At 72.5% G+C, this 25,209-nt stretch carries 26 protein-coding genes; 8 read left to right on the forward strand and 18 right to left on the reverse strand.

Annotation, left to right across the window (positions count from 1 at the left end):
- Positions 1-43: 43 nt before the first annotated feature.
- Genes ACFYPG_RS05625 through ACFYPG_RS05645 form a run of 5 tightly spaced genes read left to right on the forward strand, consistent with a single transcriptional unit; the run spans position 44 to position 5,741 of the window.
- On the forward strand, positions 44-1,030 hold the full coding sequence (locus tag ACFYPG_RS05625) for a Gfo/Idh/MocA family protein (protein ID WP_387350511.1): 987 nt from the start codon (positions 44-46) through the stop codon (positions 1,028-1,030).
- Complete coding sequence (locus ACFYPG_RS05630; RefSeq protein ID WP_387350512.1) at positions 1,027-1,956, forward strand: NAD-dependent epimerase/dehydratase family protein; 930 nt, start codon at positions 1,027-1,029, stop codon at positions 1,954-1,956. Before ACFYPG_RS05625 ends, ACFYPG_RS05630 begins: the two co-directional genes overlap by 4 nt.
- Positions 1,953-3,263 (forward strand): lipopolysaccharide biosynthesis protein RfbH, encoded by a 1,311-nt coding sequence (gene rfbH, locus ACFYPG_RS05635; protein ID WP_387350514.1) that lies wholly within the window; start codon positions 1,953-1,955, stop codon positions 3,261-3,263. The genes ACFYPG_RS05630 and rfbH overlap by 4 nt, the downstream gene beginning before the upstream one ends.
- A 40-nt stretch (positions 3,264-3,303) precedes the next feature.
- Positions 3,304-4,365, forward strand: coding sequence for a glucose-1-phosphate thymidylyltransferase (locus ACFYPG_RS05640; RefSeq protein ID WP_387350516.1), 1,062 nt, complete (start codon positions 3,304-3,306; stop codon positions 4,363-4,365).
- Positions 4,362-5,741, forward strand: coding sequence for an NDP-hexose 2,3-dehydratase family protein (locus ACFYPG_RS05645; protein WP_357194100.1), 1,380 nt, complete (start codon positions 4,362-4,364; stop codon positions 5,739-5,741). The genes ACFYPG_RS05640 and ACFYPG_RS05645 overlap by 4 nt, the downstream gene beginning before the upstream one ends.
- A gap of 50 nt (positions 5,742-5,791) precedes the next feature.
- Here the strand turns inward: ACFYPG_RS05645 and ACFYPG_RS05650 are convergent, their stop codons facing one another.
- The 18 genes from ACFYPG_RS05650 to ACFYPG_RS05735 all read right to left on the reverse strand — a co-directional run bounded on the left by ACFYPG_RS05650 (position 5,792) and on the right by ACFYPG_RS05735 (position 21,748).
- The gene (locus ACFYPG_RS05650) at positions 5,792-6,943 is read right to left on the reverse strand and encodes an epoxide hydrolase family protein (RefSeq protein ID WP_355008691.1); all 1,152 of its coding nucleotides are present in this window, start codon (positions 6,941-6,943) and stop codon (positions 5,792-5,794) included.
- A gap of 34 nt (positions 6,944-6,977) precedes the next feature.
- Positions 6,978-8,234: a cytochrome P450 gene (locus ACFYPG_RS05655; protein ID WP_387350519.1), complete on the reverse strand. Its 1,257-nt coding sequence runs from the start codon at positions 8,232-8,234 to the stop codon at positions 6,978-6,980.
- A complete protein-coding gene (locus tag ACFYPG_RS05660) occupies positions 8,231-9,826 on the reverse strand; it encodes an AMP-binding protein (protein WP_387350520.1) in 1,596 nt (531 codons plus the stop codon). The genes ACFYPG_RS05655 and ACFYPG_RS05660 overlap by 4 nt, the downstream gene beginning before the upstream one ends.
- Before the next feature lie 8 nt (positions 9,827-9,834).
- Positions 9,835-10,575: a class II aldolase/adducin family protein gene (locus ACFYPG_RS05665; protein WP_387350521.1), complete on the reverse strand. Its 741-nt coding sequence runs from the start codon at positions 10,573-10,575 to the stop codon at positions 9,835-9,837.
- Positions 10,572-11,258: a DsbA family protein gene (locus ACFYPG_RS05670; RefSeq protein ID WP_357194115.1), complete on the reverse strand. Its 687-nt coding sequence runs from the start codon at positions 11,256-11,258 to the stop codon at positions 10,572-10,574. Before ACFYPG_RS05670 ends, ACFYPG_RS05665 begins: the two co-directional genes overlap by 4 nt.
- Positions 11,255-12,190, reverse strand: coding sequence for a thioesterase (locus tag ACFYPG_RS05675; RefSeq protein WP_387350524.1), 936 nt, complete (start codon positions 12,188-12,190; stop codon positions 11,255-11,257). The genes ACFYPG_RS05670 and ACFYPG_RS05675 overlap by 4 nt, the downstream gene beginning before the upstream one ends.
- 3 nt (positions 12,191-12,193) lie before the next feature.
- On the reverse strand, positions 12,194-12,976 hold the full coding sequence (locus ACFYPG_RS05680) for an alpha/beta fold hydrolase (protein ID WP_387350526.1): 783 nt from the start codon (positions 12,974-12,976) through the stop codon (positions 12,194-12,196).
- Positions 12,973-13,785, reverse strand: a complete 813-nt coding sequence (locus ACFYPG_RS05685) for a beta-ketoacyl synthase N-terminal-like domain-containing protein (protein ID WP_387350528.1) — start codon at positions 13,783-13,785, stop codon at positions 12,973-12,975. Before ACFYPG_RS05685 ends, ACFYPG_RS05680 begins: the two co-directional genes overlap by 4 nt.
- Positions 13,782-14,894: a beta-ketoacyl synthase N-terminal-like domain-containing protein gene (locus ACFYPG_RS05690; RefSeq protein WP_387350530.1), complete on the reverse strand. Its 1,113-nt coding sequence runs from the start codon at positions 14,892-14,894 to the stop codon at positions 13,782-13,784. Before ACFYPG_RS05690 ends, ACFYPG_RS05685 begins: the two co-directional genes overlap by 4 nt.
- Positions 14,872-15,954 carry a beta-ketoacyl synthase N-terminal-like domain-containing protein gene (locus ACFYPG_RS05695; RefSeq protein WP_387350532.1) on the reverse strand — a complete coding sequence of 361 codons (1,083 nt, stop codon included), beginning with the start codon at positions 15,952-15,954 and terminating at the stop codon, positions 14,872-14,874. Before ACFYPG_RS05695 ends, ACFYPG_RS05690 begins: the two co-directional genes overlap by 23 nt.
- Positions 15,951-17,156, reverse strand: coding sequence for a beta-ketoacyl-[acyl-carrier-protein] synthase family protein (locus ACFYPG_RS05700; protein WP_387350534.1), 1,206 nt, complete (start codon positions 17,154-17,156; stop codon positions 15,951-15,953). The genes ACFYPG_RS05695 and ACFYPG_RS05700 overlap by 4 nt, the downstream gene beginning before the upstream one ends.
- A gap of 3 nt (positions 17,157-17,159) precedes the next feature.
- Positions 17,160-17,414: an acyl carrier protein gene (locus ACFYPG_RS05705; RefSeq protein WP_355008681.1), complete on the reverse strand. Its 255-nt coding sequence runs from the start codon at positions 17,412-17,414 to the stop codon at positions 17,160-17,162.
- A complete protein-coding gene (locus ACFYPG_RS05710) occupies positions 17,411-17,935 on the reverse strand; it encodes a 3-hydroxyacyl-ACP dehydratase FabZ family protein (protein WP_387350536.1) in 525 nt (174 codons plus the stop codon). The genes ACFYPG_RS05705 and ACFYPG_RS05710 overlap by 4 nt, the downstream gene beginning before the upstream one ends.
- The gene (locus tag ACFYPG_RS05715; protein ID WP_387350538.1) at positions 17,928-18,323 is read right to left on the reverse strand and encodes a 3-hydroxyacyl-ACP dehydratase FabZ family protein; all 396 of its coding nucleotides are present in this window, start codon (positions 18,321-18,323) and stop codon (positions 17,928-17,930) included. Before ACFYPG_RS05715 ends, ACFYPG_RS05710 begins: the two co-directional genes overlap by 8 nt.
- Positions 18,320-19,060 carry a 3-oxoacyl-[acyl-carrier-protein] reductase gene (gene fabG, locus ACFYPG_RS05720; RefSeq protein ID WP_387350540.1) on the reverse strand — a complete coding sequence of 247 codons (741 nt, stop codon included), beginning with the start codon at positions 19,058-19,060 and terminating at the stop codon, positions 18,320-18,322. Before fabG ends, ACFYPG_RS05715 begins: the two co-directional genes overlap by 4 nt.
- A 117-nt stretch (positions 19,061-19,177) precedes the next feature.
- On the reverse strand, positions 19,178-20,368 hold the full coding sequence (locus tag ACFYPG_RS05725) for a CaiB/BaiF CoA transferase family protein (RefSeq protein ID WP_387350542.1): 1,191 nt from the start codon (positions 20,366-20,368) through the stop codon (positions 19,178-19,180).
- Position 20,369: 1 nt separating this feature from the next.
- Positions 20,370-21,524: a steroid 3-ketoacyl-CoA thiolase gene (locus tag ACFYPG_RS05730; RefSeq protein ID WP_357194308.1), complete on the reverse strand. Its 1,155-nt coding sequence runs from the start codon at positions 21,522-21,524 to the stop codon at positions 20,370-20,372.
- A gap of 26 nt (positions 21,525-21,550) precedes the next feature.
- Entirely contained in the window at positions 21,551-21,748 is a 198-nt protein-coding gene (locus ACFYPG_RS05735) for a ferredoxin (protein WP_355008676.1), read from the reverse strand.
- Positions 21,749-21,912: 164 nt separating this feature from the next.
- Here ACFYPG_RS05735 and ACFYPG_RS05740 point away from each other — a divergent pair, with 164 nt between their 5' ends.
- From ACFYPG_RS05740 to ACFYPG_RS05750, 3 genes are read left to right on the forward strand one after another with little or no spacing between them, the layout of a single operon-like run.
- Positions 21,913-23,064 carry an acyl-CoA dehydrogenase family protein gene (locus tag ACFYPG_RS05740; RefSeq protein ID WP_355008675.1) on the forward strand — a complete coding sequence of 384 codons (1,152 nt, stop codon included), beginning with the start codon at positions 21,913-21,915 and terminating at the stop codon, positions 23,062-23,064.
- An 11-nt stretch (positions 23,065-23,075) separates the two neighbouring features.
- Positions 23,076-24,080, forward strand: coding sequence for an acyl-CoA dehydrogenase family protein (locus ACFYPG_RS05745; protein ID WP_355008674.1), 1,005 nt, complete (start codon positions 23,076-23,078; stop codon positions 24,078-24,080).
- 36 nt (positions 24,081-24,116) lie between these two features.
- A complete protein-coding gene (locus ACFYPG_RS05750) occupies positions 24,117-25,205 on the forward strand; it encodes an LLM class flavin-dependent oxidoreductase (protein ID WP_387350544.1) in 1,089 nt (362 codons plus the stop codon).
- Positions 25,206-25,209: the final 4 nt, after the last annotated feature.

Below are 25,209 nucleotides of genomic sequence, written 5' to 3' on the forward strand. Positions count from 1 at the left end.
TGTACGTGCGGTTGCGGGTCGCTCTCGTTCTGGGGCGACGCCGATGAACCACGTGCCGGTCCCCGTTCGCCTGGGCGTGCTCGGCTGCGCGGACATCGCGTGGCGCAAGCTGCTGCCTGCGGCTGCGGCGGAACCGGGTCTGCGTACCGTCGCGATCGCCGGACGTGACCCGGCACGCACCGACCGTTTCGCGGCCCGATTCGGCTGCGCCGCGGTGAACCGGTACGAGGAGCTGCTCGAGCGTTCCGACGTGGAAGCGGTCTACCTGCCGCTGCCGATCGGCCTGAGGCACCGGTGGGCGGGCGCGGCGTTGGCCGCCGGCAAGCATGTGCTCGCCGAGAAGCCGATGGTGGGCACCGAAAAGCAGACAGCGGATCTGGTTGCCCAGGCGGCCGAGCGCGGCCTCACCCTGATGGAGAACTCCGCGTTCCTCCTGCACGGCCAGCACGCCGCGGTGCGCCGCGCGTACGCGGCCGGCGAGATCGGGGAGCTACGCGCCTTCAGCAGCGTGTTCGGGATTCCGCCGCTGCACAACGGCGACATCCGGTACCGCCCGGACCTGGGCGGCGGGGCGCTGCTCGACGTCGGCTTCTACCCTCTGCGCGCGGCACGTCACTTCGTCGGCCCGAGCCTGCGGGTGGTGGGCGCGGACCTGCGCACCGGACCGTCCGGCGTGGACGTGGCGGGCACCGTGCTGCTGAGCGGGCCGAACCAGGTCGCGGTGCAGGTCGGGTTCGGCTTCGAGCACTTCTACCGCAGCGGGTACGAGCTGTGGGGCAGCACCGGTGAGCTGCGCCTGGAGCGCGCGTTCACCCCGCCGCCGGAACACCGCCCGGTGCTCGGGTTGCGCCAGCAGGACCACCGCGAGTCGCGGACGCTGGCCGCCGAGGACCAGTTCGCCGCGCTGGTCCGCACCTTCGTGGCGGCGGTGTACGGCGAGCACGACCTGTCCGGGCACCACGCCGAGATGCTGGGGCACGCGCGGCTGGTCGACACCATCCGCCGGGCCGCCGGCCTGGGCGAGCCGTGACCGGGCGCGCCCTGGTGGTCGGCACGGGTCTGCTGGGCCGGCACGTCCGTGACCGGCTGACCTCGGCCGGCTGGGACGTGGTCGTGGTCGGGCGCCCACCCGAGGTCGCGACAGGGTCGCTGACCGAGGCGATCCGCGCGGCGCGGCCCGGCGTGGTGGTCAACGCCGCCGGTGAGATCTGGCGGCCGGAGCCCGACCGGCTCACCGCCGCCAACGTCGAACTCGCCGGACTCGTGGTGCGGGCTGTGGCCGAGGCCGGTGCCGACGCCCGGCTGGTGCATCTCGGCTCATCGCTGGAGTACGCGCCGCAGCCACCGCCGACAGCCCTGACCGAGGACTCCCCGGCCGCACCGCGCAGCGCGTACGGACGGTCGAAGCTGGCCGGCACCGAGCTGGTACGCCGCCTCGCGGCCCGGCACGGGGTCGAGGCGGTGGTGCTGCGGCTGTTCAACGTCATCGGCGCCGGCATGTCACCGGTCAGCGTGCTGGGCCGGACGGTGAACCGCCTGGTGGCGGCGCACCGGACCGGTACGACGGCACACCTGGAGCTCACGGACCTGGCGCAGTACCGCGACTACGTGGACGCACGCGACGCCGCCGACGCCGTCCTGGCCGCCGGCACGGCACGGCAGATCGCTCCCGGGCTGTTCAACATCGGGTCGGGTGTCACCCGGACCGCAGAGGAACTGGTCCGGGCGCTCGCCGAGGTCAGCGGTGTCCCCTACCGACTGGAGCTGCGGCCGGCGCCGACGACCGGCGCACGCTCCGCCGACGGCGACTGGCAGCGGGCCGACACCCGCCGGGCGTACACGGTGCTCGGCTGGTCGGCGCGCCGGGAGCTGCCCGAGACGCTGCTCGGGATCTGGCAGGCCGCCCGGTCCCACCCGTTCCCCGGCCACCCCGCGCAGGAGGCGAGCACACCATGACCCCGGACCTCAAGGCAATGATCCTGGACCTGGTCCGGGCCTATCACACCGAACGCACACCCGACGACCAGGAGTTCGTTCCGGGCGTCACGCCGGTGCTGTCGTCCGGCGCCGTGCTCGAAGCCGAAGACCGGCTGGCGCTGGTCGAGGCGGCGCTGGACATGCGGATCGCCGCGGGGTTCCACGCGCTGCGGTTCGAGCGCTCCTTCGCGCGGTACTTCGGCCTCCGCAAGGCCCACCTGGTCAACTCGGGATCGTCGGCGAACCTGCTCGCCCTGTCCGCGCTACGCGCGTCCGAGCTGGGAGACCGGCGTCTGCGGCCCGGCGACGAGGTCATCACGGTGGCGGCGGGCTTTCCCACCACAGTGAACCCGATAGTGCAGAACGGCCTGATACCGGTGTTCGTCGACGTGGAACTCGGCACGTACAACACCACAGCGGAGCGGGTGGCGGCAGCGATCGGGCCACGCACCCGCGCCATCATGATCGCCCACGCGCTCGGCAACCCGTTCGAGGCAGCCGAGATCGCCGAACTGGCCGAGCGGCACGGGCTGTGGTTCGTCGAGGACAACTGCGACGCGGTCGGCTCGCTGTACGGCGGGCGGCTCACCGGCACGTTCGGCCACCTCAGCACTGTCAGTTTCTATCCGGCCCACCACATCACCACGGGCGAGGGCGGCTGCGTGCTCACCGACAGCGTGGAACTGGCCCACCTCGTGGAGTCCTTCCGCGACTGGGGGCGCGACTGCTGGTGCGAGCCCGGGGAGGACAACCGCTGCAAGAAGCGGTTCGACTGGCAGCTCGGCACACTGCCGGCCGGTTACGACCACAAGTACACGTTCTCGCAGGTCGGCTACAACCTGAAGGCGACCGACCTGCAGGCGGCGCTCGGGCTGAGCCAGCTGGAGCGGATCCAGGCGTTCGGTGAGGCTCGGCGCAAGAACTGGCAGCGGCTGCGCGAGGAGCTCGACGGAGTGCCGGGACTGCTGCTGCCGCGTCCCACACCGGGCTCGGATCCGAGCTGGTTCGGGTTCGCGCTCACCGTCACGCCTGACGCACCGTTTGGCCGCGGTGAGCTGCAGCAACACCTGGAGGAGCGGCAGATCCGTACCCGGCTGCTGTTCAGCGGCAACCTGACCCGGCACCCGGCCTACCGGGATGTCGAGTTCCGGGTCGCCGGTGACCTGTCCAACAGCGACGCGGTGGTGCACGGCACCTTCTGGATCGGCGTCTATCCCGGCATCACCGACGACATGATCCTCCACGTCGGGCGGACCATCCGGGAATTCGTCGCCGGACGCCACTGAACGAGCGTCCACACTTCCTGCAAGGAAAGGAATTTCCACGGTGAAGGCTCTGGTCCTGTCGGGCGGTTCCGGCACCCGATTCCGCCCGCTCAGTCATTCCATGCCGAAACAACTGCTCCCCGTGGCCAATCGACCGGTACTGGAACTGGTGCTGGAAACCGTCAGCGGCCTCGGCGTCACCGAGATCGGGGTGGTGGTCGGTCGGTGGGGGCCCGACATCAGGATGGCGCTGGGCGACGGCCGGCGTTTCGGCGTACCGATCACGTACCTGCACCAGGACCAGCCGCGCGGGCTCGCGGACTGCGTCCGGCTGGCACGTTCCTTCCTCGGCGACGACGACTTCGTCATGTACCTGGGCGACAACGTGCTGCCCGACGGTGTCGCCGACATCGCCGCCGACTTCCGTGTGCACCGCCCGGCCGCCCAGATCGTGGTGCACAAGGTCAGCGACCCGCAGGAGTTCGGCGTCGCCGAGCTCGACCCGCACGGCACCGTGCTGCGGGTGGTGGAGAAGCCGGCCCGGCCGCGCAGCGATCTGGCGATGATCGGCGTCTACTTCTTCACGGCGGCGGTGCACGAGGCGGTGGCCGCGATCGACGCGAGCACCCGCGGGGAGCTGGAGATCACCGACGCGGTCCAGTGGCTCCTCGCGTCCGGCGCGGACGTACGTGCCAGCGTCTACGACGGCTACTGGAAGGACACCGGGCAGGTCGACGACCTGCTCGACTGCAATCGCCGGATGCTGGCCGATCTGACGCCCGGCATCGCCGGCGACGTCGACCCGGCCAGCATCCTGACCGGGCACGTCGTCGTTGAGCCCGGCGCCCGGGTGGTGCGCTCCCGCATCGACGGCCCGGCCGTCATCGGGGCGGGAACCCTCGTCGAGGACAGCACGGTGGGGCCGTTCACCGCCGTCGGCCCGGACTGCGTCCTGCGTCGGTGCAACGTGGCCGACTCGGTGGTGCTCGCTGGTGCCACCATCTCGGCGGTGCCGCCACTGGCCCGGTCGCTGATCGGGCGCGCCGCGACGGTCAGTGCGGGCGACGGCCTCGCGCACCGGCTGGTGATCGGTGACGACACCCGGATCGAGCTGGCCGCGTGAGCGCGCCGGGGGCGGCGCTTCGGCTGCGCCCGCGTGAGGACGACGGGCTGGCGCAACGCCTGGCTCGCTCGGCGGCCGAGACCGAGGCCGGCGCGGCCATCCGTACGACGGACGTGCCGGGCTGGCTGGCGGAGCGGGCGCGCGCCCAGCGGTTCCGGGTGACGCCGATCCCGTTCCAGGAGTTGGACGGTTGGGGGTTCGCTCCGGGCACCGGCAACCTGGTGCACCACAGCGGCCGTTTCTTCACTGTGGAGGGCCTGCACGTACGCACCGGTGGGTCGCCGCACCTGGAGTGGTGGCAGCCGATCATCAACCAGCCCGAGGTGGGCATCCTGGGCATCGTCGCCACCGAGTTCGACGGCGTTCTGCACTTCCTCCTGCAGGCCAAGGCCGAGCCCGGCAACCCGACACCGGTGCAGCTCTCGCCGACGGTTCAGGCCACCCGCAGCAACTACACCGGGGCGCACCGCGGGGCACCGGTGCGCCACCTGGAGCTCTTCACCGATCCGCATCGCGGCCGGCCGCTCACCGACGTGCTGCAGTCGGAGCACGGGTCCTGGTTCCACCACAAGACGAACCGGAACATGATCGTCGAGACTGGCGCCCCGGTCGACGCCGGCGCGGACTTCTGCTGGCTCACCCTCGGCCAGATCGGCCGTCTGATGCAGGTCGACAACCTGATCAACATGGACACCCGTACGGTCCTGGCCTGCGCGCCAGTGACCTTCGGCGATGCGGTGGCCCGGCACGACGACACCGAGGTGCGTTCCTGGTTCACCGCGGAACGCACACGCCACGACCTCCACGGCCGGCTGGTGCCGCTGCGCGGGCTGCCCGGCTGGACCATCGGCGAACGGACCATCGAACACGTCCCGCCGCGCTACTTCCGGGTGATGGCGGTCTCGGTCGAAGCCGACAACCGCGAGGTACGCGGCTGGACCCAGCCACTCTTCGAACCGCTGGAACGAGGGTTGATCGCGTTCCTGACCCGCCGGTTCGGCGGCGTGCCGCATCTGCTCACGCACGCCCGGGTGGAGGCCGGCTTCCACAACACAGTGGAGCTCGGGCCGACCGTACAGTGCACACCCGGGCACCACGGCTCGGGCACCGGGCCGGCATTCCTGGACCTGATCAGGTCGGCGACGCCCGGCCAGATCCGGTACGACGTGGTGCACGCCGAGGAGGGCGGGCGTTTCTACCACGCGGAGAACCGCTGCGTCGTCCTGGAGTCCGACGCGGCGCCCGCCGATCCGCCGCCGGGATACCGCTGGCTGACACCGGGCCAGCTGACCGCGCTGCTCCGGCACGGGCACTATGTCAACGTCCAGGCCAGGACGTTGCTGTCCGCCATCACCACCGGCGCGGTCGTTCTCTGACGCACACCACGGCCGGCCGGGATCACCCGGCCGGCCGTGGCGGTTGTCGATCAGCGCACCAGACGCACGAACTCCCGGACGTCGTCGACCAGGGGGCCGGGCTGCTCCAGGGCGGCGAAGTGACCGCCCTGGTCAAACTCGGTCCACCGGGCGATGGTGGGGATGTGTGCCTCGGCGAATCGGCGTACCGGCAGGAAGATGTCCTTCGGGAACACGGCCACACCGACCGGCACGGTGATCGGAGGGGGCGCCGCCCCGGCGGCCGCCGCCTTCACCGCGGCCGCGCCCTCGTAGTAGAACTGCGCCGAGGGCCCGGCGGTGGCGGTGAACCAGTACAGCGACACCAGCGTCAGGATGTCGTCGCGCGACACCGCGTCCTCGGGCACCTTCTCGCTGTCGGTCCACTCCCGGAACTTCTCCACGATCCAGGCGAGCTGCCCGACCGGTGAGTCGGTGAGCGCGTACGCCAGCGTCTGGGGGCGGGTCTGCTGGATCTTCATGTAACCGGACAGGTGCTCGTCGAACTCGCGCAGCCGGCCCAGCCGCGCCATGTCCCGCTCGCTCAGGCCGTCCAGGTCGGCCGGGTCGCCGGACGGGAAGGTCATCAGCATGTTCACGTGCACCCCCGCGCAGTGCGTCGGGTCGATGACGCCGAGCGCCTGCGAGATCACCGATCCGGCGTCACCGCCCTGCGCCACGTACCTGTCGTAGCCGAGCCGGCGCATCAGCTCCGACCACGCGGAGGCGATCCGCACCACGTCCCAGCCGGTGTCCGGCAGGCTGGAGAAGCCGTACCCGGGCAGCGACGGGATCACCACGTGGCACGCGTCGGCCGGGTCGCCACCGTGTGCGCGCGGGTCGGTGAGCGGGCCGACGATCTCGGTGAACTCCGCGAACGAGCCGGGCCAGCCGTGGGTGAGGATCAGCGGCACCGCGTCCGGTTCCGGGCTGCGCACGTGCACGAAGTGGATCATCGCGCCGTCGATCTCGGTCCGGAACTGGGGCATCTGGTTGAGCCGAGCCTCCGCGGCCCGCCAGTCGAAGGTGGTGGCCCAGTAGTCGGTGAGCTCCTGCAGGTAGGCCAGCGGCACGCCGCGGTCCCAGCCGACGCTGGCGAGCTCGCCGGGCCAGCGGGTGGCGGCCAGTCGTCGACGCAGGTCGTCGACGTCGGGTTGTGGGATGTCGATCCGGAACTCTTCCATCGCGCAATTCCCTTCCATTGGCTGAAGCACGCGCTTATCGGATCTGTGCGGGAAAAGACTTCAAACCGTTCACGAAGTTCGACTCCAACCGGATCTCCGGTCCGGTACGCACCAGCGACGGCAGGTGCGGGAGGAACGCCCGGAGCAGGGCGGTCAACTCGTGCCGGGCCAGGTGGGCGCCCAGGCAGAAGTGAGGGCCGATGCCGAACGCCAGGTGCGGATTGGGACTGCGGCCGAGGTCGAGCCGGTCCGGCTCGGTGAAGACGGCCGGGTCGCGGTTCGCCGAGGTGTAGTAGAGGACCACCTTGTCGTCGGCCGCGATGGCCTGCCCGGCCAGCTCGGTGTCGCGAGTGGCGGTACGTCGGAACTGCATGATCGGTGTGACATGGCGGATCAGCTCGTCGACCGCCGCGGCGATGGGCACCGTGCCGGCCACCAGTCGGTCGCGCTGCTCGTGGTCGTCGACCAGGGCCGACAGCGAGCCGGCGATGAGGTGTCGGGTGGTCTCGTTACCGGCCACCACCAGCAGCAGCCAGAACATGCAGAATTCGCGGTCGGACAGCCGCCGGCCGTCCACCTCGGCGACGGCGAGCCGGCTGATCAGGTCGGGCTGCGGGTGCGCGCGGCGCTCGGCCGCCAGCTCCAGCGCGTAGGTGAACGCCTCGGCGAATGTCCGCCGGTACGCGTCCACGTCCCCGCCGCCGAACTCGGGATCGTCGAAGCCGACCAGATGGTTGCTCCACCCGTACAGCAGGTGGCGATCGGCGCGCGGGACACCGAGCAGGTCGCAGAGCACCAGCAACGGCAACTCGGCAGCCAGGTCGGTGACCACGTCCAGCTCGCCGGCGCGCACGACGCGCCGGACCAGCTCGGTGGCGTGTGCCGCGACCCCGTCGGCGAGACCGCCGACCGCCCGGGGCGTGAAGACCGACGTCACCAGGCGGCGGATCTGGACGTGCTGCGGTGCGTCCATGCTGATCAACAGCTGCCTGGTCTGCCGCAGGTCCGCCGGTGTCCGCGGGTCGACGAGGAAGGCGCCGGCCCGCCCGGACGAGAAGTCGCCGGTGCGCCGCGACGCCTCCTGCACCGCCGCGTGCGTGGTGACCGCCCAGTACCCGCGGCCCCGCTCGGTGATCCGGCCGCTCGCGCTGTGCCGGGTCAGGAGCGGCTCGTCGACCCAGGCCACCGGTTCGTCGCGCCGCCGACGGGCGAACTCGGCGTGCGGCACCCCGTGCGCGTAGGTGGCCGGATGGGCGATGTCCGGCCGGGTGGCGCCCGACACGCCGGTCACGGCACCGGCTCCGCCGACGACGTCCGCTCCAGCACCGCATCCGGGTCGTCCGGCGCGGGCGGCGCGATGGCGCGGCGCAGCGCGTCCTTCCGCAACTTGCCGGAGGTGTCCCGGGGCAGGGCAGCCACCACGTGGTACGCCCGAGGCGTCTTGAAACCCGCGAGCGAGCGGCGGCAGTGCGGATCGAGCAGCGCGAACAGGTCGGCCGGCTCGGGCAGAGTCGGCTCGATCACCGCGACCACGTGCTCGCCGAACTCGTGGTCCGGCACGCCGATGACGGCCGCGTCCCGTACCGCCGGATGGGCCAGCAGCACCGCCTCGACCTCCGTGGGATAGACGTTCACGCCCCCGGTGACGATCAGGTCCTGGGCACGGCCGTCGAGGTACAGGAAGCCGGCCTCGTCCAGGTGTCCCAGTTCGCCGTAGGTGAACTTGTCCGCGGCCAGGTGCACGGCCCGGGTCTTCTCGGGCGCCTTGTGGTACTGGAACGTGCGCCCGGTGAGGCGCCGGACGAACACCCGCCCGGACACACCGGCGGGCACCGGGGCACCCTCCTCGTCGACCACCACGAGTTCGTACGGCGGCACGGCGCGGCCCACGCTGCCCGGCCGGCGCAGCCAGTCGTGCGAGTTGATCAGGCTGACGACGCCGCCCTCGGTGGCGCCGTAGTACTCCAGGAACACCGGCCCCCACCACTCGATCATGGCCCGTTTGACGTCCGGCGGGCACGGCCCGCCGCCGTGCCAGACCCGCCGTAGCGATGCGCCGGAGAAGCCGCGGCGGACGTGCTCCGGCAGCCGGAGCAACCGCACCAGCTGGGTCGGCACCAGATGCGCCGCGGAAATCTGCTCCGCGTCGATGACCGCGAGCGTGGCCTCCGGGTCGAACCTCTCCTGGATGTGCAGCGTGCAGCCGCGCAGCAGGGCGAGCAGCGCGAGGAACAGCTGCGACGAGTGGTACCAGGGCCCGTCGAGCAGGAACCGCTCGTTCGCCGGGACGTCGAGGACCACGCGGGCGTACTCCAGCAGTTTGGCCACCCGGGTGAACGGCGCTCCGACCACGAACATGCCGTTGAGCACGCCCTTGGGTGCGCCGGTGGTCCCGGACGTGTAGAGCATGGTGGAGCCGCAGGACTGCTCGGCCGGTTCGGCCGGATCCGCGGCGGCGAGCAGAGGCTCCACCGCCCGGAAGCCGGGCACGTCACGGTCGCCGAGCACCAGTCGCGTCGGGACCTCCCCCGGCGCGCGGGCGGCGGCCCGGCCACTCACCTGCGCGTAGGGCTCCTCGACGATCAGCCCCCGACACTCAGAGTCGGTGATCAGGTAGGCGATCTCCGGCTCGGTCAGGTGCCAGTTCACCGGCACCACGGTGATCCCGCGGTGCAGGCAGGCCAGCAGGATCTCGAACGTCTCCCGGCGATTGCCGAGCACGCAGGCCACCTGGTCGCCGGGACCCAGCCCTTCGGCGGCCAGGACGCCCATCCAGCGGTGCACCCGCGAACCGAGTTCCGGCCAGCTGGAACGGCCGCGCTTGTCGACCAGGGCCGTGCGGTGTCCGTTCGCGGCGATGAGGTCGTTGATCAACGTCGGCATGGGCGCGTCTACTCCTCGATCAGGTCGGGTTGGGCGCGGATGATGTCGTCGTACAGCGGGGAGAAGTTGAGCCGTCCCATGCCCGGCGTGCCCATCAGGGCCGCCGTGGCCCGCGCGGCGTCCGGGCGGATCGGTACCGGCCGGCCGGCCGCCTCGGCGAGCAGTTGCACCTGGCAGCTGCGATCCATGGTGATGAACCACCACGCCGCCTCCTGCACGCTCCCGCCGACGGTGAGCAGGCCGTGATTGCGCAGGATCACCGCCTTGGCGTCGCCGAGCCGGTCGGCGATGTGCTTCGCCTCCTGCGACTCCAGGACCACGCCCTCGAAGCCGTCATAGACCGAGTGGTCCTCGTAGAAGGCGCAGGCGTCCTGGGTGAGCGGGTCGAGCGGCCGGCCGAGGGTGGACCAGGCCCGCCCGTAGGTGGAGTGCGTGTGCGCGGCCGCCACCACGTCCGGTCGGGCGGCGTGCACGTGGGAGTGGATCGCGTACCCGGCCGGGTTCACGCTGCCCCTGCCCGCGACCACAGTGCCGGACTCGTCGACCAGCAGCAGGTCGGCGACCCGCACGTGTCCGAAGTGCATGCCGAACGGGTTGATCCAGAAGTGGTCCGGCTCGATCGGGTCACGGGCGGTGACGTGTCCGCCGGCGCCGTGGTCGAAGCCGGAGCGGGCGAACAGCCGCAGTGTCGCGGCGAGCCGCTGCTTGCGGTAGCGCCGTTCGGCGAGCGGTTCGCGGCGCGTGGTCATCCGCATCCGCCCGGGGTGTCGAGGTCGTACGGCGGGGTCAGCCGGGCCGACTCGGTGACCACCGGCCGGTCGTCACCCGCCTGCCACATCTCCAGGAAGGCGTCGACCCGTTCCAGTCCCCAGAACCGGTGGCGTCCCAGCTTGAGGTAGGGGATGCCGAAGATGTCGTCGAGGTACGCGCGGTACAGGCAGTCCACGCCCTCCTCCCGGATGCTCGCCGACTCGGCGGCCAGCACCGCCGTCTCCGGAGCGAACCCGGCCTCCTTGGCCGCACGGCGCACCGTGTCGGGCTGGCAGATGTCCTCACCCCGTCCCCAGCGGGCCTGCGCCAGCGCGTCGTAGAACGCCTCGGCCAGGCCCTCGCGTCGTGCGGCCAGCCAGGCCAGATGCGGCAGTTCCCACCACGGGTCCCGGTCGATGGGCCAGGCCATGGTCAGGTTCTGGCGCTGGGCCAGGCGTTTGGTGTCGAGCAGCATGTACAGGTGCTTGGCCCGGCTCATCTGCACGTAGTGGAACTCGCCGCCGCGCGCCGCCAGTGCCGCCGTCGACCGCTCGTCCGGGTCCCAGTACGGCTGCAGGTCCATCCTGGTGAACAGATCCGGTACGGCCTCGCGCAACCGCCGCACCGCGAGCCAGCTGTACGGGCTGCGGAAGGAGAAGTACAGCCGCGGCCGGGCGCTCATCGTCGGTCTCCCCGCAGCGCCGCGACCACCTCGTCATCGAGCTCGGCCATGCCGCCCGCGCCGGGTCCGGCAGCGATGGCGTAGCCGTGCAGGATCCGCGCCTGCGCGACCTGCACCAGGCGGTCGCCGCGTTGGACGTGGCACCGCATCCGTCCGTCGAAGAGCACGCCGCGCAGGATGTCGGTGACGGTGAAGACGGTGTGCACGGTCTCCTCCATCCGCGCGGCCTCGACCAGCTGCAGGTGGCTGCGCGACACCACCGGGATCCAGGACCGCTCGGTCAGCAGGCGGCCGACGGAGATGCCACGGTCGGCGAGGAACCGGTCCACCACCTCCTCCAGAGCGCGCACGAACCCGGAGTGCTGGACCCGGTCGGAGTAGTGGCAGTAGAAGTACGGTGCCCGCCAGGACCACAGGTGCGCGCCCGGTTCCGCGCCCAGCACGTCCTCGGCGGTCTCACCGGGTGCCAGCGACCGGTGGTCCGGGTGTCGCACCGTTGTCGCCGCGGCCAGGTCGGGGACCTCCAGGGCGTCGAGCCCGCCGGGCGCGCGACGGTAGGTCTCGGCGGTGCGCTCGCGGACGAGCGCGACCCGCACCCGGCCCCGCAGCGCGGTCACCTCCTGTCCGTCCCGGGTCGACACGAGCCGGACGCTCAGCAGGTTGTCAGTGGCCGAGGTGACCTCGGCCCGCACCTCGTCGTCCAGTTCGAGCACGGCGGGCAGTTGTACGGAGCTCTCCACGATCTCCAGGCCGAGACCGTGCCGCAGGTACAGCTCACCGGCGCCGGCGCCCTGGTCGCGGAGCCAGCGCAGCACGCCCTGCTCGACCAGGTAGAGGAAGTGCTTGAAACCGATCCAGGTACGGATGTTGGCGCCCTCGTACCCCGGTTCGGTGTGCACCACTGTGGGTCTTGGTGTGATCGTCACGGTCATTGCTCATCCCGCCGTTCCCATCGTCGCCCGGGCCAGCCGGGCCAGGTCGGCGACCCGGTCGGCGATCCCTTGGGCGTGCCGTACATGGCAGAAGTGGTCGTAGTCGTCGCGCAGGTGCAGGAGGCCGCCCGGCATGCCGGCGGCGAGCACCTCCGCCGCCTTCGGGGTCAGCGTGGGATCCGCGCCGCCGGCGAGCACCGCGACCGGCCTGCCCACCGCCTCGAGCGACAGATCGGCGGTCGCCAGGTACTGCTCGAAGACGGTGAGGAACCCGGCCGGACCCACCCGCTCGATCGCCAGGTCCGTCATCGCCGCCAGCAGCCCGGCGTCGATGCGGGCCGCCCGGCTGCCCATCCGGGCGCGCAGGCCGTCGTGGATGTGCTGCACGAACGTCTCCCGGGAACGGTCGAACAGTGCCCAGGTGACCGGCCCTCCGGGAGGTCGGTACAGGGGGCAGATCAGCGCGACGGTCCGCCCGGCGAGAGGTTCGTCGGCGCAGAGCAACTGGAGTGCCGCGTTGCCGCCGAACGAGTGCGCCACCAGCACGTCCGGGGTTCGGGGCAACGCGGCCAGGCCCGAGCGCAGCCACTCCGCGGGCGACCGGTGCCGCCACCGGTAGTCGTTGCCGGCACGCCACGGAAGGTCCAGTGCGACCAGGCGCCGGCGCGGGCCGAGCCACTCGGCGAGGGGCCGCCAGCTCTGCCAGGTGTCCTCCAGCCCGTGCGCGAACGCCACGAGCGGGGCGCCCGGATCACCCTCGTTGAGCACGTGCACGGGGACGGTCACGACGCACCGCCGAGAACGGCGAACGGCGTGTCGCCGGGATCGCCCACGGCCAGTGCGCCGTGTCCCTCGTCGGCCACCAGGTGCGCGGCCAGGGCGAGGGCGACGATGTCGCGTGCGCCGTAGGAGTCGCCCCAGTCATCGATCGGGCCAGACGGCAACGGCTCGGCCGCGGGCAGCGGCGCTCGCGAGTGGACGACGAGGGGGCCCGGGCGCGCGGTGAGCACGACGCAGGCGGCACCCGCGCGCAACGGCGGGGCACCGGCGTGCAGCGCCGACGCGATCTCGTCGGCCGGCTCCACGCCGACCAGGACCACCCGGTCGGCGCGACCCGCCGCCAGCAGCAGCGCGGCGGTGCGCAGGCCGGCGCGCCCGGACCGGGCGCCGGAGCAGATCATCAGATTCGGGCCGCCGAAGCCGAACCACAGCGCCACGGCGCTGGACACCACGTTGCTGGACACGCCCGGCGCGTCGAGCACACTGACCGCGCGCCCACCCTCCTCGGTGACCGTCCGGGCCACCCGGGCCACGGTCTCGACGTTGCCCAGATTGCTGCAGGCCACCACCGCGGTTGCGGGCAGCGGCGTCGGCAGCGGGTGACGGCCCGGTGTCAACCCCAGCGCCCGGTGCACGGCGCAGAGCGCGAGCCGCGTCGCGGGGTCCTTGGAGAGCAGGCCCTTGCGACCCAGCAGCGTGGCCGCCCGGTCGGCGGTGGCGGCCTCCGCGCGCGCCCACTCCCCCGTTCCCGCGGCGCTCAGGTCGGCACCGGGCAGGTGGAGGCTCCAACCGGTCGCGTAGATGGCGGTGGTCACGACGCCTCCAGCAGGGAGACCGCGTTGACGCCGCCGAACCCGAAGGCGTTCACCTGCACCAGCCGGGGCCGCGACCCGACGAAGTCGCCCACGACGAACCGCAGTCCGTCGCCCTCGGCCAGGACCGTTCGCAGGCCGGCCACCGGCGGCACCAGCCCGGTCTCCAGGCAGCGGATCGCCACGTCGACGTTGACGAGCGCCGCGGCACCGGAGGTGTGCCCCACCGCGCCCTTGACCGCAGTGATCAGCGGCGAGCCGCCCGCGGCGTCGACCACGGCCCGCAGTGCCCGGCACTCGGCCGGATCGTTGAGCGCGGTGCCGGTGCCGTGCGCGATCACCAGATCGGTCTCCGACGGCTCCCGCCCCGCACGGGCGTACGCGTCGCGCATGGCGCGGCAGATGCCGTCCACGTCGGGCGCGGTCTCGTGCCGGGCGTCGCAGGACAGGCCGGTGCCGGCGACCCGCGCGAGCGCCGGTCGGGAGACGTCCGCCGGTTCCACGACCAGCGCCGCCGCACCGTCGCCGAGCAGCACACCGGTGCGGTCCCGGTCGAACGGGCGGACCCGCGTGGTGGGCGGATCGCTCACCCGCCCGATCATCGCCAGCATGGAGCGTGTCATGGTGTCTGCGGCGGCGACCACGACGGCGTCGGCGTCGCCCAGGGCCAGCATGTCCTCGGCCAGTGCGAGGACATGCCCACCCGCACTGCACGCGTTGGACACCGTGATGACGTCGGTGACGCCCGGCAGCACGCGGCGCACCGCCTCGGCGAAGTGCAGCTTCGAGCGCGGCGGACGGACCCCGCTGAGGGCGAACTCCTCGACCGCGCCGAGTTCCCGCAGCCCCGTACCCACCAGGGCGGTGACCCGGCGACGGCCGGCGTCCAGCCCGGACGCGGCCACCGCCTCCGCCACGCACGCCGACAACATGCGGGCGGCGCCGAACGGCGCCGCGCCGGCGGCGTGGTAGCCGTGCGAGACGTTCAGAAGCGCCCCGCCGGGGTGCCGCAACGGCGCCGCGCCGCAGGCGCCGCTGAGTAGCGCCGCGAACGTCCGCTGGCCGTCGCCCAGGCAGGTACGGACGGCGCTACCGGTCACCAGTGCCGGCATCGGCGCACCTCCTCACGACAGCTACGGCCACCGCGCCGTCGGCGTTGCGGGCGGTCAGCAGGGCCGGCCCGGCAGGCTCCGGGTCAGCCAGCCAGACCGCGAGCGCGGCGGCGGACGAGGCCGCGTCGCACTCCCCCAGCAGCCTCTTCGCCGCTACCCGGCGAGGTCGGTGGCGGAGCAGCCCGGCGACCGCGAGGTACTCGTCCTGACCCGCCTCGTCCGCCTCGCCGGTGAGGACCGCGGTGACGTCGGAGGGTGCGACGCCGGCCCGGTCCAGGGCGCGCCGGGCGCAGGCCAGGAGTGCGCGCGCCCCGGTGCCGCCCGGACCGAACCCGGTCGCGGTGACGAGGTCGGCGACCGGCGCGGCGCCGACCCAGGCCGGTGGCTGGGGCGCGGACAGGACGAACACGGCGGCCGCCTCGCCGAGCGGCACCTCGGCCGTCGTACCGGTGAGGTGTGCGGCCCACGCCCGGTGTGCGGAGAACTCCTCGACGGCACCGGCGAGCATCACGTCGGCGTATCCGCCGGCGAGCACCATCTCGGCGTACCGGACGGCGTTGAGGAAACCGAGCGCGCCGCCCGCGACGGTGGCGTTGACACCGCGCAGGCCGTGCCGGATGGCGACCTGGCCGGCGGCGCCGTTCATCACGGTGTTCGGGAACAGCATCGGGTTCACCAGGTACGGCTTCTCCTGCACCAGCGTCTCGCGACTGAAGTCGCTGGTGGACCGGAAACTGCCGATCGTCGTGCCGAGCACCACACCGACGCGACCGCGGTCGGCGTCGGCGGACAGTTCGGCCGCGCCGAGGGCGTCCTCGCAACAGACCACCGCGAGCCCGGTGGCCCGGTCGTACGTGCTGGTCCCCTTGCGGCCGAGCCGGGCCCGGATGTCGAAGCCCGGCACGACGTGTCCGCGCGGCGACGGAAGCGACTCGGTGAACAGGCCACCGGTGCCGGGGGCGACCGGGGCGTCGGAGCGCGGCAGCGACGCGGGGGCCGCGGACGTGGCAATGCCGGCCGAGGTGAGCGCGGACCAGCCGAACACGCTCACGCCGGTCATGCCACCGCTCCCAGCATCACGATGGCGTTGTTGCCGCCGAAGGCGAACCCGTCGTTCTGCACCACGCGCACTGTGGCGTCGCGGGCCACGTTCGGCACGGGGTCGAGACCCGGCAGCCCTTCGTCGGGGTGCTCCCAGTTCACTGTGGGCGGCAGGAAACCCCTGTCGATCGCCAGCACCCCGGCGATGGCGCCGAACCCGCTCGCCGCGCCCATCGTGTGCCCGATCATCGACTTGATCGAGCTCACCGGCGGCGGCTCGGGCCCGAAGACCTCCAGGATCGCCGCGCCCTCCACCAGGTCGTTGGCGGGTGTGCCGGTGCCGTGCGCGCAGATGTAGTCGACGTCCTCGGGTTTCACCCCGGCGTTGCGGTGCGCCAGCCGGATGCAGTCCGCGATGCTGGGTGTGTGCGGTGCCACCGGATGGTGCGCGTCGCAGTTGCGCCCGTACCCCAGCAGCTCGGCATAGATCCGCGCGCCGCGGGCGCGGGCGTGCTCGAACGTCTCCAGCATCAGCACGGCCCCGCCCTCGCCGGTGAGAATGCCGGAGCGGTCCCGGTCGAACGGCGCGCACGCGTGCTCGGTGAGCGCGCCCAGCCTGAAGAAGCCGGCGTGCGCCCACCGGCACACCGCGTCGGCACCGCCGGCGAACACCACGTCGGCCTCACCGGCGACGAGCAGGTCGTAGCCGTACCCGATCGCGTAGTTGCTGGCCGAGCAGGCCGTGGCCAGGGTGAGCGACTCACCGGCGAGGCCGAGTTCCTCGCTCACCGCGTGCGCGAGCCGGTTCGCCGGTAGCTGCGCCAGCAGGGTCGGGTCCTGTCCGGCGAACCCCTCGGCGAGGATCTGTGCGGTCAGCGCCTCCAGCACCTGTGACTCGCCGCTGGTGGTGCCGATCACCGCGTGCGCGCGTCCGGCGTCGATCCGGTCCGGGTCGAGACCGCCGTCGGCGGCCGCGAGCCGCGCCGCGGTGGCCGCGAACAGGCTGGACCGGCCCCACCGGGACGGGTCCAGCCTGGACAGGTGCTCACCGGGCCGGAACCCGTGCACCTCACCTGCCTTGACGAACGGAAACCCGGAGGTGTCGAAGCTGGTGATCCGGGATATGCCGGATCGCCCGGAGCGCAGCGAGTCGGCGAACGCCGACACGCCGACCCCGATGCTCGATACCGGACCGAGCCCGGTCACCGCGACGCGGACCACGGCTCAGTCCCGGCCGGTGGCGTGCCGGGTCAGGGCGGCGTGCACAGCCTTCAGGTTGCGCAGTTCGGGAAGCTCCGCCTGCGGAATCTCCACCTTGAACTGCTTGTCGATACGGGCCAGGATCTCGATGGCACGCAGCGAGTCCGCCTCGTACTCGTCCATGAAGTCGCCGGTGTCGGTGAGCTCCTCCGGCTCGACCTCCAGCACCTCCGCGACGATCTCGCGAAGCTCCTCCAGCTGCTGTTCCTTGATCGTCATCGCTGTCCTTCCGTGCTGACCGAAACCATTGGATGAGGGTGGGCGACGCCGGACGGCGGGACCGCCGGCCGGGCGACGGGGCGGCGGGTGGCGATGAGGGTGCCCACGGTGGCCACCCGGCGATCGCCGATCCAGGTCTCGCCGTGGGCGAACGCGGTGTCGGCGACCACGGAGTCGAGGTGGACCTCGTGCCGGAGGACGTCACCGGGGTACGCCGAGCCGGCGAAGTGCCAGTCCCGGGCGCCGGCGAACATCAGCACGCCGTCGTCGTCCGGCGGTGGGCTGTCCCCCAGCCAGAGCAGGGCGGCGCTCTGGCCGAACGACTCGATCAACAGCGACCGCGGGTACGCGAACCGCCACGGCTCGGCACTCTCCGGCAGGTCGGCGTAGCAGGGCTCGGTCGCGCTGACCAGTTTGACCGTCCGGATGGAGCGTCCCGGCTCCAGCGCGAGCACCCGGTCCACCAGGAGCATCGGATGACGTTGCGGGAGCACCGCCCGGATCTCGTTGTGCTCACCCATCGCCGGCTCCGGCGGCGGCGAAGAGGGCGCGCAGCTTGGCCGTGGTGGTGCCGTCGGCGCGGTACGCCACCGCGCGCACGTCCCAGCCACCGGGCGACTCCTCGGCCCGCACCGTGAGCGTGAGCGTGTCACCGTCGAGCAGCGGCGCGAGAAACCGCACCGAGCGCAGCTCGACCAGCTCGGGCGGGCGGCCCCCGGCGGCGCCGGCCATCGCCCGGCACAGCGCCTCCACGACGAAGACCCCGGGGAACACCGCCAGGTCGGGAAAGTGGCCCCGCAGGTACGGATCGTCGCCGCGCACGGGGACACGTACGGCGAAGGCCGCCCCGGAGGAGTCCAGGCGCACCAGGTCGGCGTCACACAACGGGGATGCCACCGCCCGGGTCACAGCGTGATCCCCCCGTCCACCTGGAACACCTGGCCGGTGACGTAGGAGGCGCGCTCGCTGAGCAGGAAGGCGACCATTTCGGCGACCTCGTCGGCCCGGCCGAACCGGCGTACGGGAATCTGGCCCAGTGCCTGCTCGCGGAGCCGGTCCGGGAGCGCGTCGGTCATTTCGGTCTCGATGAAGCCGGGCGCCACCACGTTGACCCGTACGCCGTGCCGGGCCACCTCCTTGGCCAGCGACTTGCTGAACCCGATGATGCCGGCCTTGCTCGCGGCGTAGGCCGTCTGGCCGACGTTGCCGTAGACCCCGGCCACTGACGACATGTTGACGATGGCGCCGCTGCGCTGCTTCATGAAGCGGAACGCCATGGCCCGGCAGACGTTGCGGGTTCCGGTGAGGTTGGTGGCCAGCACGGCGTCCCAGTCGTCCGCGGGGGCCAGCACCAGGGGCGCGTCGCGGGTGATGCCGGCGTTGTTGACGACGAGGTCGAACGTGCCGAGCTGATCTTCGGCGGCGCGCACGAAGTCCTCGACGGCGGCGGGGTCCGCCACGTCGCAGCGCGCGAAGTAGCACGGCACGCCGAGCAGTCGGACGTCCTCCTCGGTACGCCGGGCGGCCTCGTCGCCGGTGTGGTGACAGCCGGCGACGGCGTACCCCTCGCGGGCCAGTCGCAAGGCCACCGCCCGGCCGATGCCGCGCGACGCCCCGGTGATCAGAGCCCGGTGCTGTTCGGCCATTTCGCCTCCGTCGTAATTTGCGCGCGAACCATTAACAGCCGCATTGATGAATTGGCCTTAAATGGTGGAGATCGCTACTCGCCTACTTTATCGGCCGACCGGCCGGGGCCCCTTCTCTCACGTTGCGACATCGCTTTTCAGCTCGTTGCGGATCTCCGCCGAGTCGGCGCCGGGCGCCGGTGCGCACCGGCGGATCCGGGTCGGGGTGCGCGAGAATTTCACCGCCGGCCCGACGAGCGGCGCTGTGGTTCCGTCGCTCAGCACGGTGTCCTGGAGCATCCCGCGGGCCCGTACGTGCGGGTCGGCGACCGACTCGCTCAGCGTCCGGACCGGAGCGGCCACCAACCCGGCGCCGGTCAGCACGTCGACCGCCTCGGTGACCGGGCGTCCCGCGCACCAGCCGGCCACGACGAGGTTGACCGCTTCGCGGTTGGCGATCCGCTGGTCGCCGGTCCGAAACCCGTCGGCGTCGGCCAGTTCGGGGCGGCCGATCGTGCGGGCCAGTACCCGCCAGTGCTTGTTCAGCGCGACGACGAGGTAGAGATGCCCGTCGGCGCACGCGTAGACGTTCGACGGCACCGCGAACGGGGTCTCGTTGCCGTGCCTGCCGGGTGGGGCCCCGGCGGCGGCGAGGGTCGGCAGGCCGCTGCTACCGAACAGCAGAGCGTCCAGCATGGACACGTCGACATGCTGACCCTCGCCGAACCGGTCCCGGTGGGCGAGCGCGGCAAGAGCCCCGATCGCGGCGTGCAGCCCGGCCAGCTCGTCGGCGATGAAGGTGGGCGCACGCACCGGATCGCCGTCGACCGGCCCGTTGAGCGCCATCCAGCCGCCGGCCGCCTGCACCACCGGGTCGTACGCGGGTCGGTCCCGGCCGGGACCGTACTGGCCCCACCCGGAGACGGACACGAACACCACGTCCGGGCGGACGGCACGGCAGTCGGCGTATCCGGCGCCCCACCTGGCGAGCGTGCCCGGTCGGTAGTTCTCGACCACCACGTCGGCCACCTGGACCAGCCGCAGGAACTCGGCGCGCCCCTCGTCCGTACGCAGGTCGAGGCCGAGGCTGCGCTTGTTGCGGTGCACCGTCTGGCGGAACCAGGACAGCGAGGTGCCCGGGATCACCGGGGGCACCTCGCCGTCGCGGCCGTGCGCCAGTTCCACCCGGATCACGTCCGCGCCGAGGTCGGCCAGGACGCAGGTGGCCAGCGGCCCGGACCACACCTTCGTCACGTCGAGCACGCGGACGCCGTGCAGTGGCCCGGACAGGTCGGTCCGCGCTTCGGCGTAGAAGTCCTCGGCCCGCATGTCAGAGCCGCTGCAGCAGTGAGGCGGTGCCGAGGGAGCCCCCGCAGCACATGGTGATCAGCGCCGACTCCCGGCCGGAGCGCTCCAGTTCGTGCAGTGCGGTCACCAGCAGCCGGGTGCCTGTGGAACCGAGCGGGTGGCCGAGGGCTATCGCCCCGCCGTTCGGGTTGACGCGTTCCGGGTCCGCACCGTACGCCGCCTGCCAGGTGAGCACGACGCCGGCGAACGCCTCGTTCACCTCGTACAGGTCGATGTCGTTGATCTTGCGCCCGGCCCGGGCGAGCAGCCGACCGGTGGCGGCGACCGGACCATCCAGCAGGTAGTACGGGTCAGCGCCGGTGACCACCTGGTGGCTGATCCGCGCCCGCGGGCGCAGGCCGGCGGCGCGGGCCCGCCCCTGCGACATCCACAACACGGCGGAGGCGCCGTCAGAGATCTGCGACGTGGTCCCGGCGGTGTGCACCCCTCCCTCGATGGTCGGCGCCAGCGCAGCCAGCCCTGCGGCTGTCGTCGGGCGCAGCCCTTCGTCGCGCTCGACCAGACGGACCGCACCGGTGGGGCTGCCGTCGCCGTTGAGCACCGGCGCGCGCACCGGCGTCACCTCCGCGGTGAACCGGCCATCGGCCCAGGCCGCGGCGGCCCGCCGCTGGGACGCCAACCCGTACGCGTCGGCGTCGGCGCGGGTGATGCCCTCGCGCCGGGCGATCCGCTCCGCGCCACCGAACTGCGCCTGGGGCGGGTCGTCCCACGGATAGTCGGCTGTCTTGTAGTGCCCGGGGCCCTGGTAGAGGTTCGTGCCGACCGGCACCCGGCTCATCGACTCGACGCCGCAGGCGATGCCGACGTCGATCTCCCCGGCCGCGATCAGCGCGGCCACCAGGTGATTGGCCTGGTGGGCCGACCCGCAGGACACATCCACTGTGGTGCAGCCGACAGCCGGGTCGTGCCCGGTGCTGAGCCAGGCGTTGCGGGTGACGTTGAGGCTCTGCTCCCCGGACTGCGTGACGCACCCGCCGATGATCTGTTCCACGTCGGACGGGTCGGTGCCGGTCTCGTCCAACACCGCCAGCAGCACGTGCCGCAGCAGTTCCACCGCCTTGAGACCGGCCAGCGCCCCACCCCGCCGCCCGATCGGCGTACGGGTGGCCGCGACCATGACCGGCAGTCGCTCACCGGACGCGATCACGCGTCGGTCCGCAGCGTGATGGCGAGCTTGGGGCAGCCCCGGGCCGCGATCTCCGTCGCCGGCCACAGTGCGGGCGCCGGGTGTTCCGCGCGGACCCGGAGCACGTCGTCCTCGCCCAACTCGAACACCTCCGGGGCGGCGTCGGCGCACAGGCCGTTGCCGTCACACTGGTCGAAATCGACGATGACGTGCACGAGTGCCTCCCCGGGTCCGTATCCGACGCCATCGTCGCCGCCCGGCCCGTACGGGCGCATCTTCAAAATTGCCGCCTCGCATTTCCGGTGCCCTTCCTTCTCGCACGTTGCGGAATGCGCCGACAAATGGCGACGCCGGCCACCGTGGGCATTAGCGTGCCTCTATGCGGCTGGACGACAGCGACGAAGAAGGCGAATTCCGGGCCGAGCTGCGCGCCTGGTTGCGCGCGCATGTGCCGGCCCCCTCCGCGGGTCCGCCACAGCCATGGCCGGAGCCGGAGATGCGGCAGTGGAGCGCCACCCTCGGCAAGGCCGGGTACGCCGGCCTGACGTGGCCGCGGGAGCACGGCGGGCGGGGCCTGCCACCGCTGTACCAGGCGATCCACGCCGAGGAGAGCACGCTGGCCGGCGCCCCGGACCACCTCAACGTCATCGGCCTGCACATGGTCGGTCCCACGCTGATCCGGTACGGCACCGCGGCCCAGAAGGCCGTCAACCTCCCGGGGATCCTGTCCGGCGACATCATCTTCTGCCAGGGCTTCTCGGAGCCGGAGGCTGGCTCGGACCTGGCCGCGGTGCGCACCCGGGCGGAGCGGACCGCGCACGGGTGGACGGTCACCGGCGAGAAGGTGTGGTCGTCGTACGCCCATCTCGCCGACCGCTGTCTCCTGCTGGCCCGCACCGAACCCGACGCGCCCAAGCATCGCGGCCTGACCTGTTTCCTGCTCGACATGCGCGCCCCCGGCGTCGAGGTGCGCCCGCTTCGCCAGATCTCCGGTGACACCGACTTCAGCGAGATCGTGCTGACCGGCGTGGAACTGCCCGAGGACAGCGTGGTGGGTGCGCGTGGCGAGGGCTGGAAGGTGGCGCTCACGACTCTCTCGCACGAACGCGGCACGTTCGGCATCACGCTCACCGCTCGCCTGGCGGTGCAACTGGACCGGCTGATCCGTACCGCCCACGCGGTCGGTGCCACCGCCGACCAGGCCGTGCGCCGGGAGATCGCCGATCTGCACGTGCGGCTTCAGGGGTTGCGCTTCACCGGTTACCGCGCGCTCGCGCAGCTGGAACGGGACGGGGAGCCCGGCCCGGAGAGCTCGGTGCTCAAGCTGCGCTGGTCGCAGACCCATCAGCAGATGTGCCGGCTGGGACTGCGGCTGGTGCAGGGCGACACCGTCGGACACGCCGGGCAGTGGGCGGCGTACTGGCGGCGGGCGCAGCTGCGCAGCCGCGCGAACACCGTCGAGGGCGGCACCTCCGAGATCCTGCGCGGGATCGTCGCCGAACGCGTTCTCGGCCTGCCTCGCCACCGTTAGGAGAGCGCACCATGGACTTCGCCACCACCACCGCACAGCGGGACCTGGCCGACGCGGCCCGACGCCACCTGAGCGAGCGCTTCCCACCGTCCCGGCTCGCCGCGACGGCGGATCACGGCCTCCTCGATCCGGAGGACTGGGCCGCGCTGGACCGACAGGGCTGGCTGGACGCGGAACTCGGACCGGTGGATCTCGCCCTGCTCGCCGAGGAGAGCGGGCGGGCGCTGCTCCCCCAACCCTGGGTCGGCACGGCCGGATCGGTTCTGCCGGTGTACCAGTCGGCGGGGCTGCCGCTACCCGGACCGGCCGCGCTGGTCGATTCCTCGGACACGTGCGCCGCGCACGACACGCCGGACTGGCGGATCAGCGGGAGCGCACCCGGCGTGGTCGACGCGCACCTGGCCACGGAGCTGGTGGTGGCCGCCACGACCCGCCAGGGGGTGGCGCTGTTCGGCGTCGCGCCCTCGGAGGTTTCCATCGCCGAGCGGGACGACATCGATCCACTGCGCCGGTACGCCACCGTCCGGTTGCTGCACGCGCCCGCCCGACTGCTCGCCGACCCCGGCCGCACCGCCGAGCTGCTGCCTGCGCTGCGGTTACGAAGCGCCATGCTGCTGGCCTGCGAGGCGGTGGGTGTCGCGGACGGCGCACTGGCCGAAGCCGTGCGGTACGCCGGAATCCGGACCCAGTTCGGCCGGCCGATCGGGTCGTTCCAGGCGGTGGCACACCAGCTGGCCGAGGCGTACGCGGAGATCGAGACCGCACGGTCGCTGGCCTACCGGGCGGCGGTGACGCTGAACGGCGAAGGCGCCGCCGAGGCGGTGGCCTGTGCCGCCGTGGCCGGTCCGCGCGCGGCCGTGCTGGCCTGCGAGGTGGCCCTGCAGGTCTGCGGTGGCATTGCCATGACCTGGGAGTTCGGGCTGCACCTGCGCTACCGGCGGGCGCTGTGGCTGGACGCCCACCGGGTCACCTCCGTGCCACCGCACGACGTGCTCGCGGCCCTGCTGCTGAGCTGACCGCCGGCGCTCACCGCCGAATCGAGAGGACGACACATGTCGTTGCAGCTGCACTGGTTCCTGCCCACGCACGGGGACGGACGCGAGGTGGCCCAACCCTCCTCCGGCCCGCCACCGCCCGGCGCGCGCCGCGACGTCGACCCGGACTACCTGCGTCAGGTCGCCCTCGCGGCGGACCGATTCGGGTTCACCGGGATGCTCGTGCCGTTCGGCATGTTCTGCGAGGACCCGTGGCTGGTGTCTGCCGCGCTCGCCGCGGACACCCGGCGGATCCGCTTCATGGTGGCGATGCGCCCCGGGCTCATCTCGCCGGTGCTGGCCGCGCAGTCCGCGGCGACCCTTCAACGTCTCTCCGGCGGCCGCCTCCAACTCAACGTGGTCACCGGCGGCGACGCCGACGAGCAGCGGCGCTACGGCGACTGGTTGTCGCACGACGAACGGTACGCCCGCACCGGCGAGTTCCTCGACGTGTTCCGCCGAGCCTGGACCGGTGAGCGGTTCGACCACACCGGCACGCACTACCGCATCCGCGCGGGCCTGCTCACCCGGCCGTACCCGGTCGCTCCGGAGATCTTCGTCGGCGGCTCCTCCGACGCGGCCCGGGAGGTGGCCGCCGTGCACGCGGACGTGCTGCTGGCCTGGGGCGAGCCACCGGCGGCCATGGCGGAGGCGATGGGCCGGGCCCGCGAACTCGCCGACGCGCACGGACGCACACTGAGCTTCGGCACCCGCTTCCACGTCATCGCCCGGGACACGTCCGCGCAGGCCTGGCAGGTGGCGCGGCAACTGGTCGACGGCATGGACCCGGCGCGGATCCGGCAGGCGCAGCAGCGCTTCCGGTCCACCGAGTCGCAGGGGCAGCAGCGGATGGCGGCGCTGCACGGTGGGCGTACCGACGACCTGGAGGTCTACCCGAACGTCTGGGCCGGGTACGGCCTGGTCCGTCCCGGCGTGGGCACCGCGCTGGTGGGCAGCCACGAGGACGTGGCGGACCGGATCGAGGAATACCACCGGCTCGGCCTGGACCACCTGATCCTGTCGGCGCAGCCGCACCTCGAAGAGGCCTACGTCGTCGGGGAGGGCGTCCTCCCGCTGCTGCGCAAGCGCGGCGTGCTCGCCGGCTGACGCC

The sequence above is a fragment of the Micromonospora sp. NPDC005553 genome (assembly GCF_042871765.1).
GTDB lineage: Bacteria > Actinomycetota > Actinomycetes > Mycobacteriales > Micromonosporaceae > Micromonospora.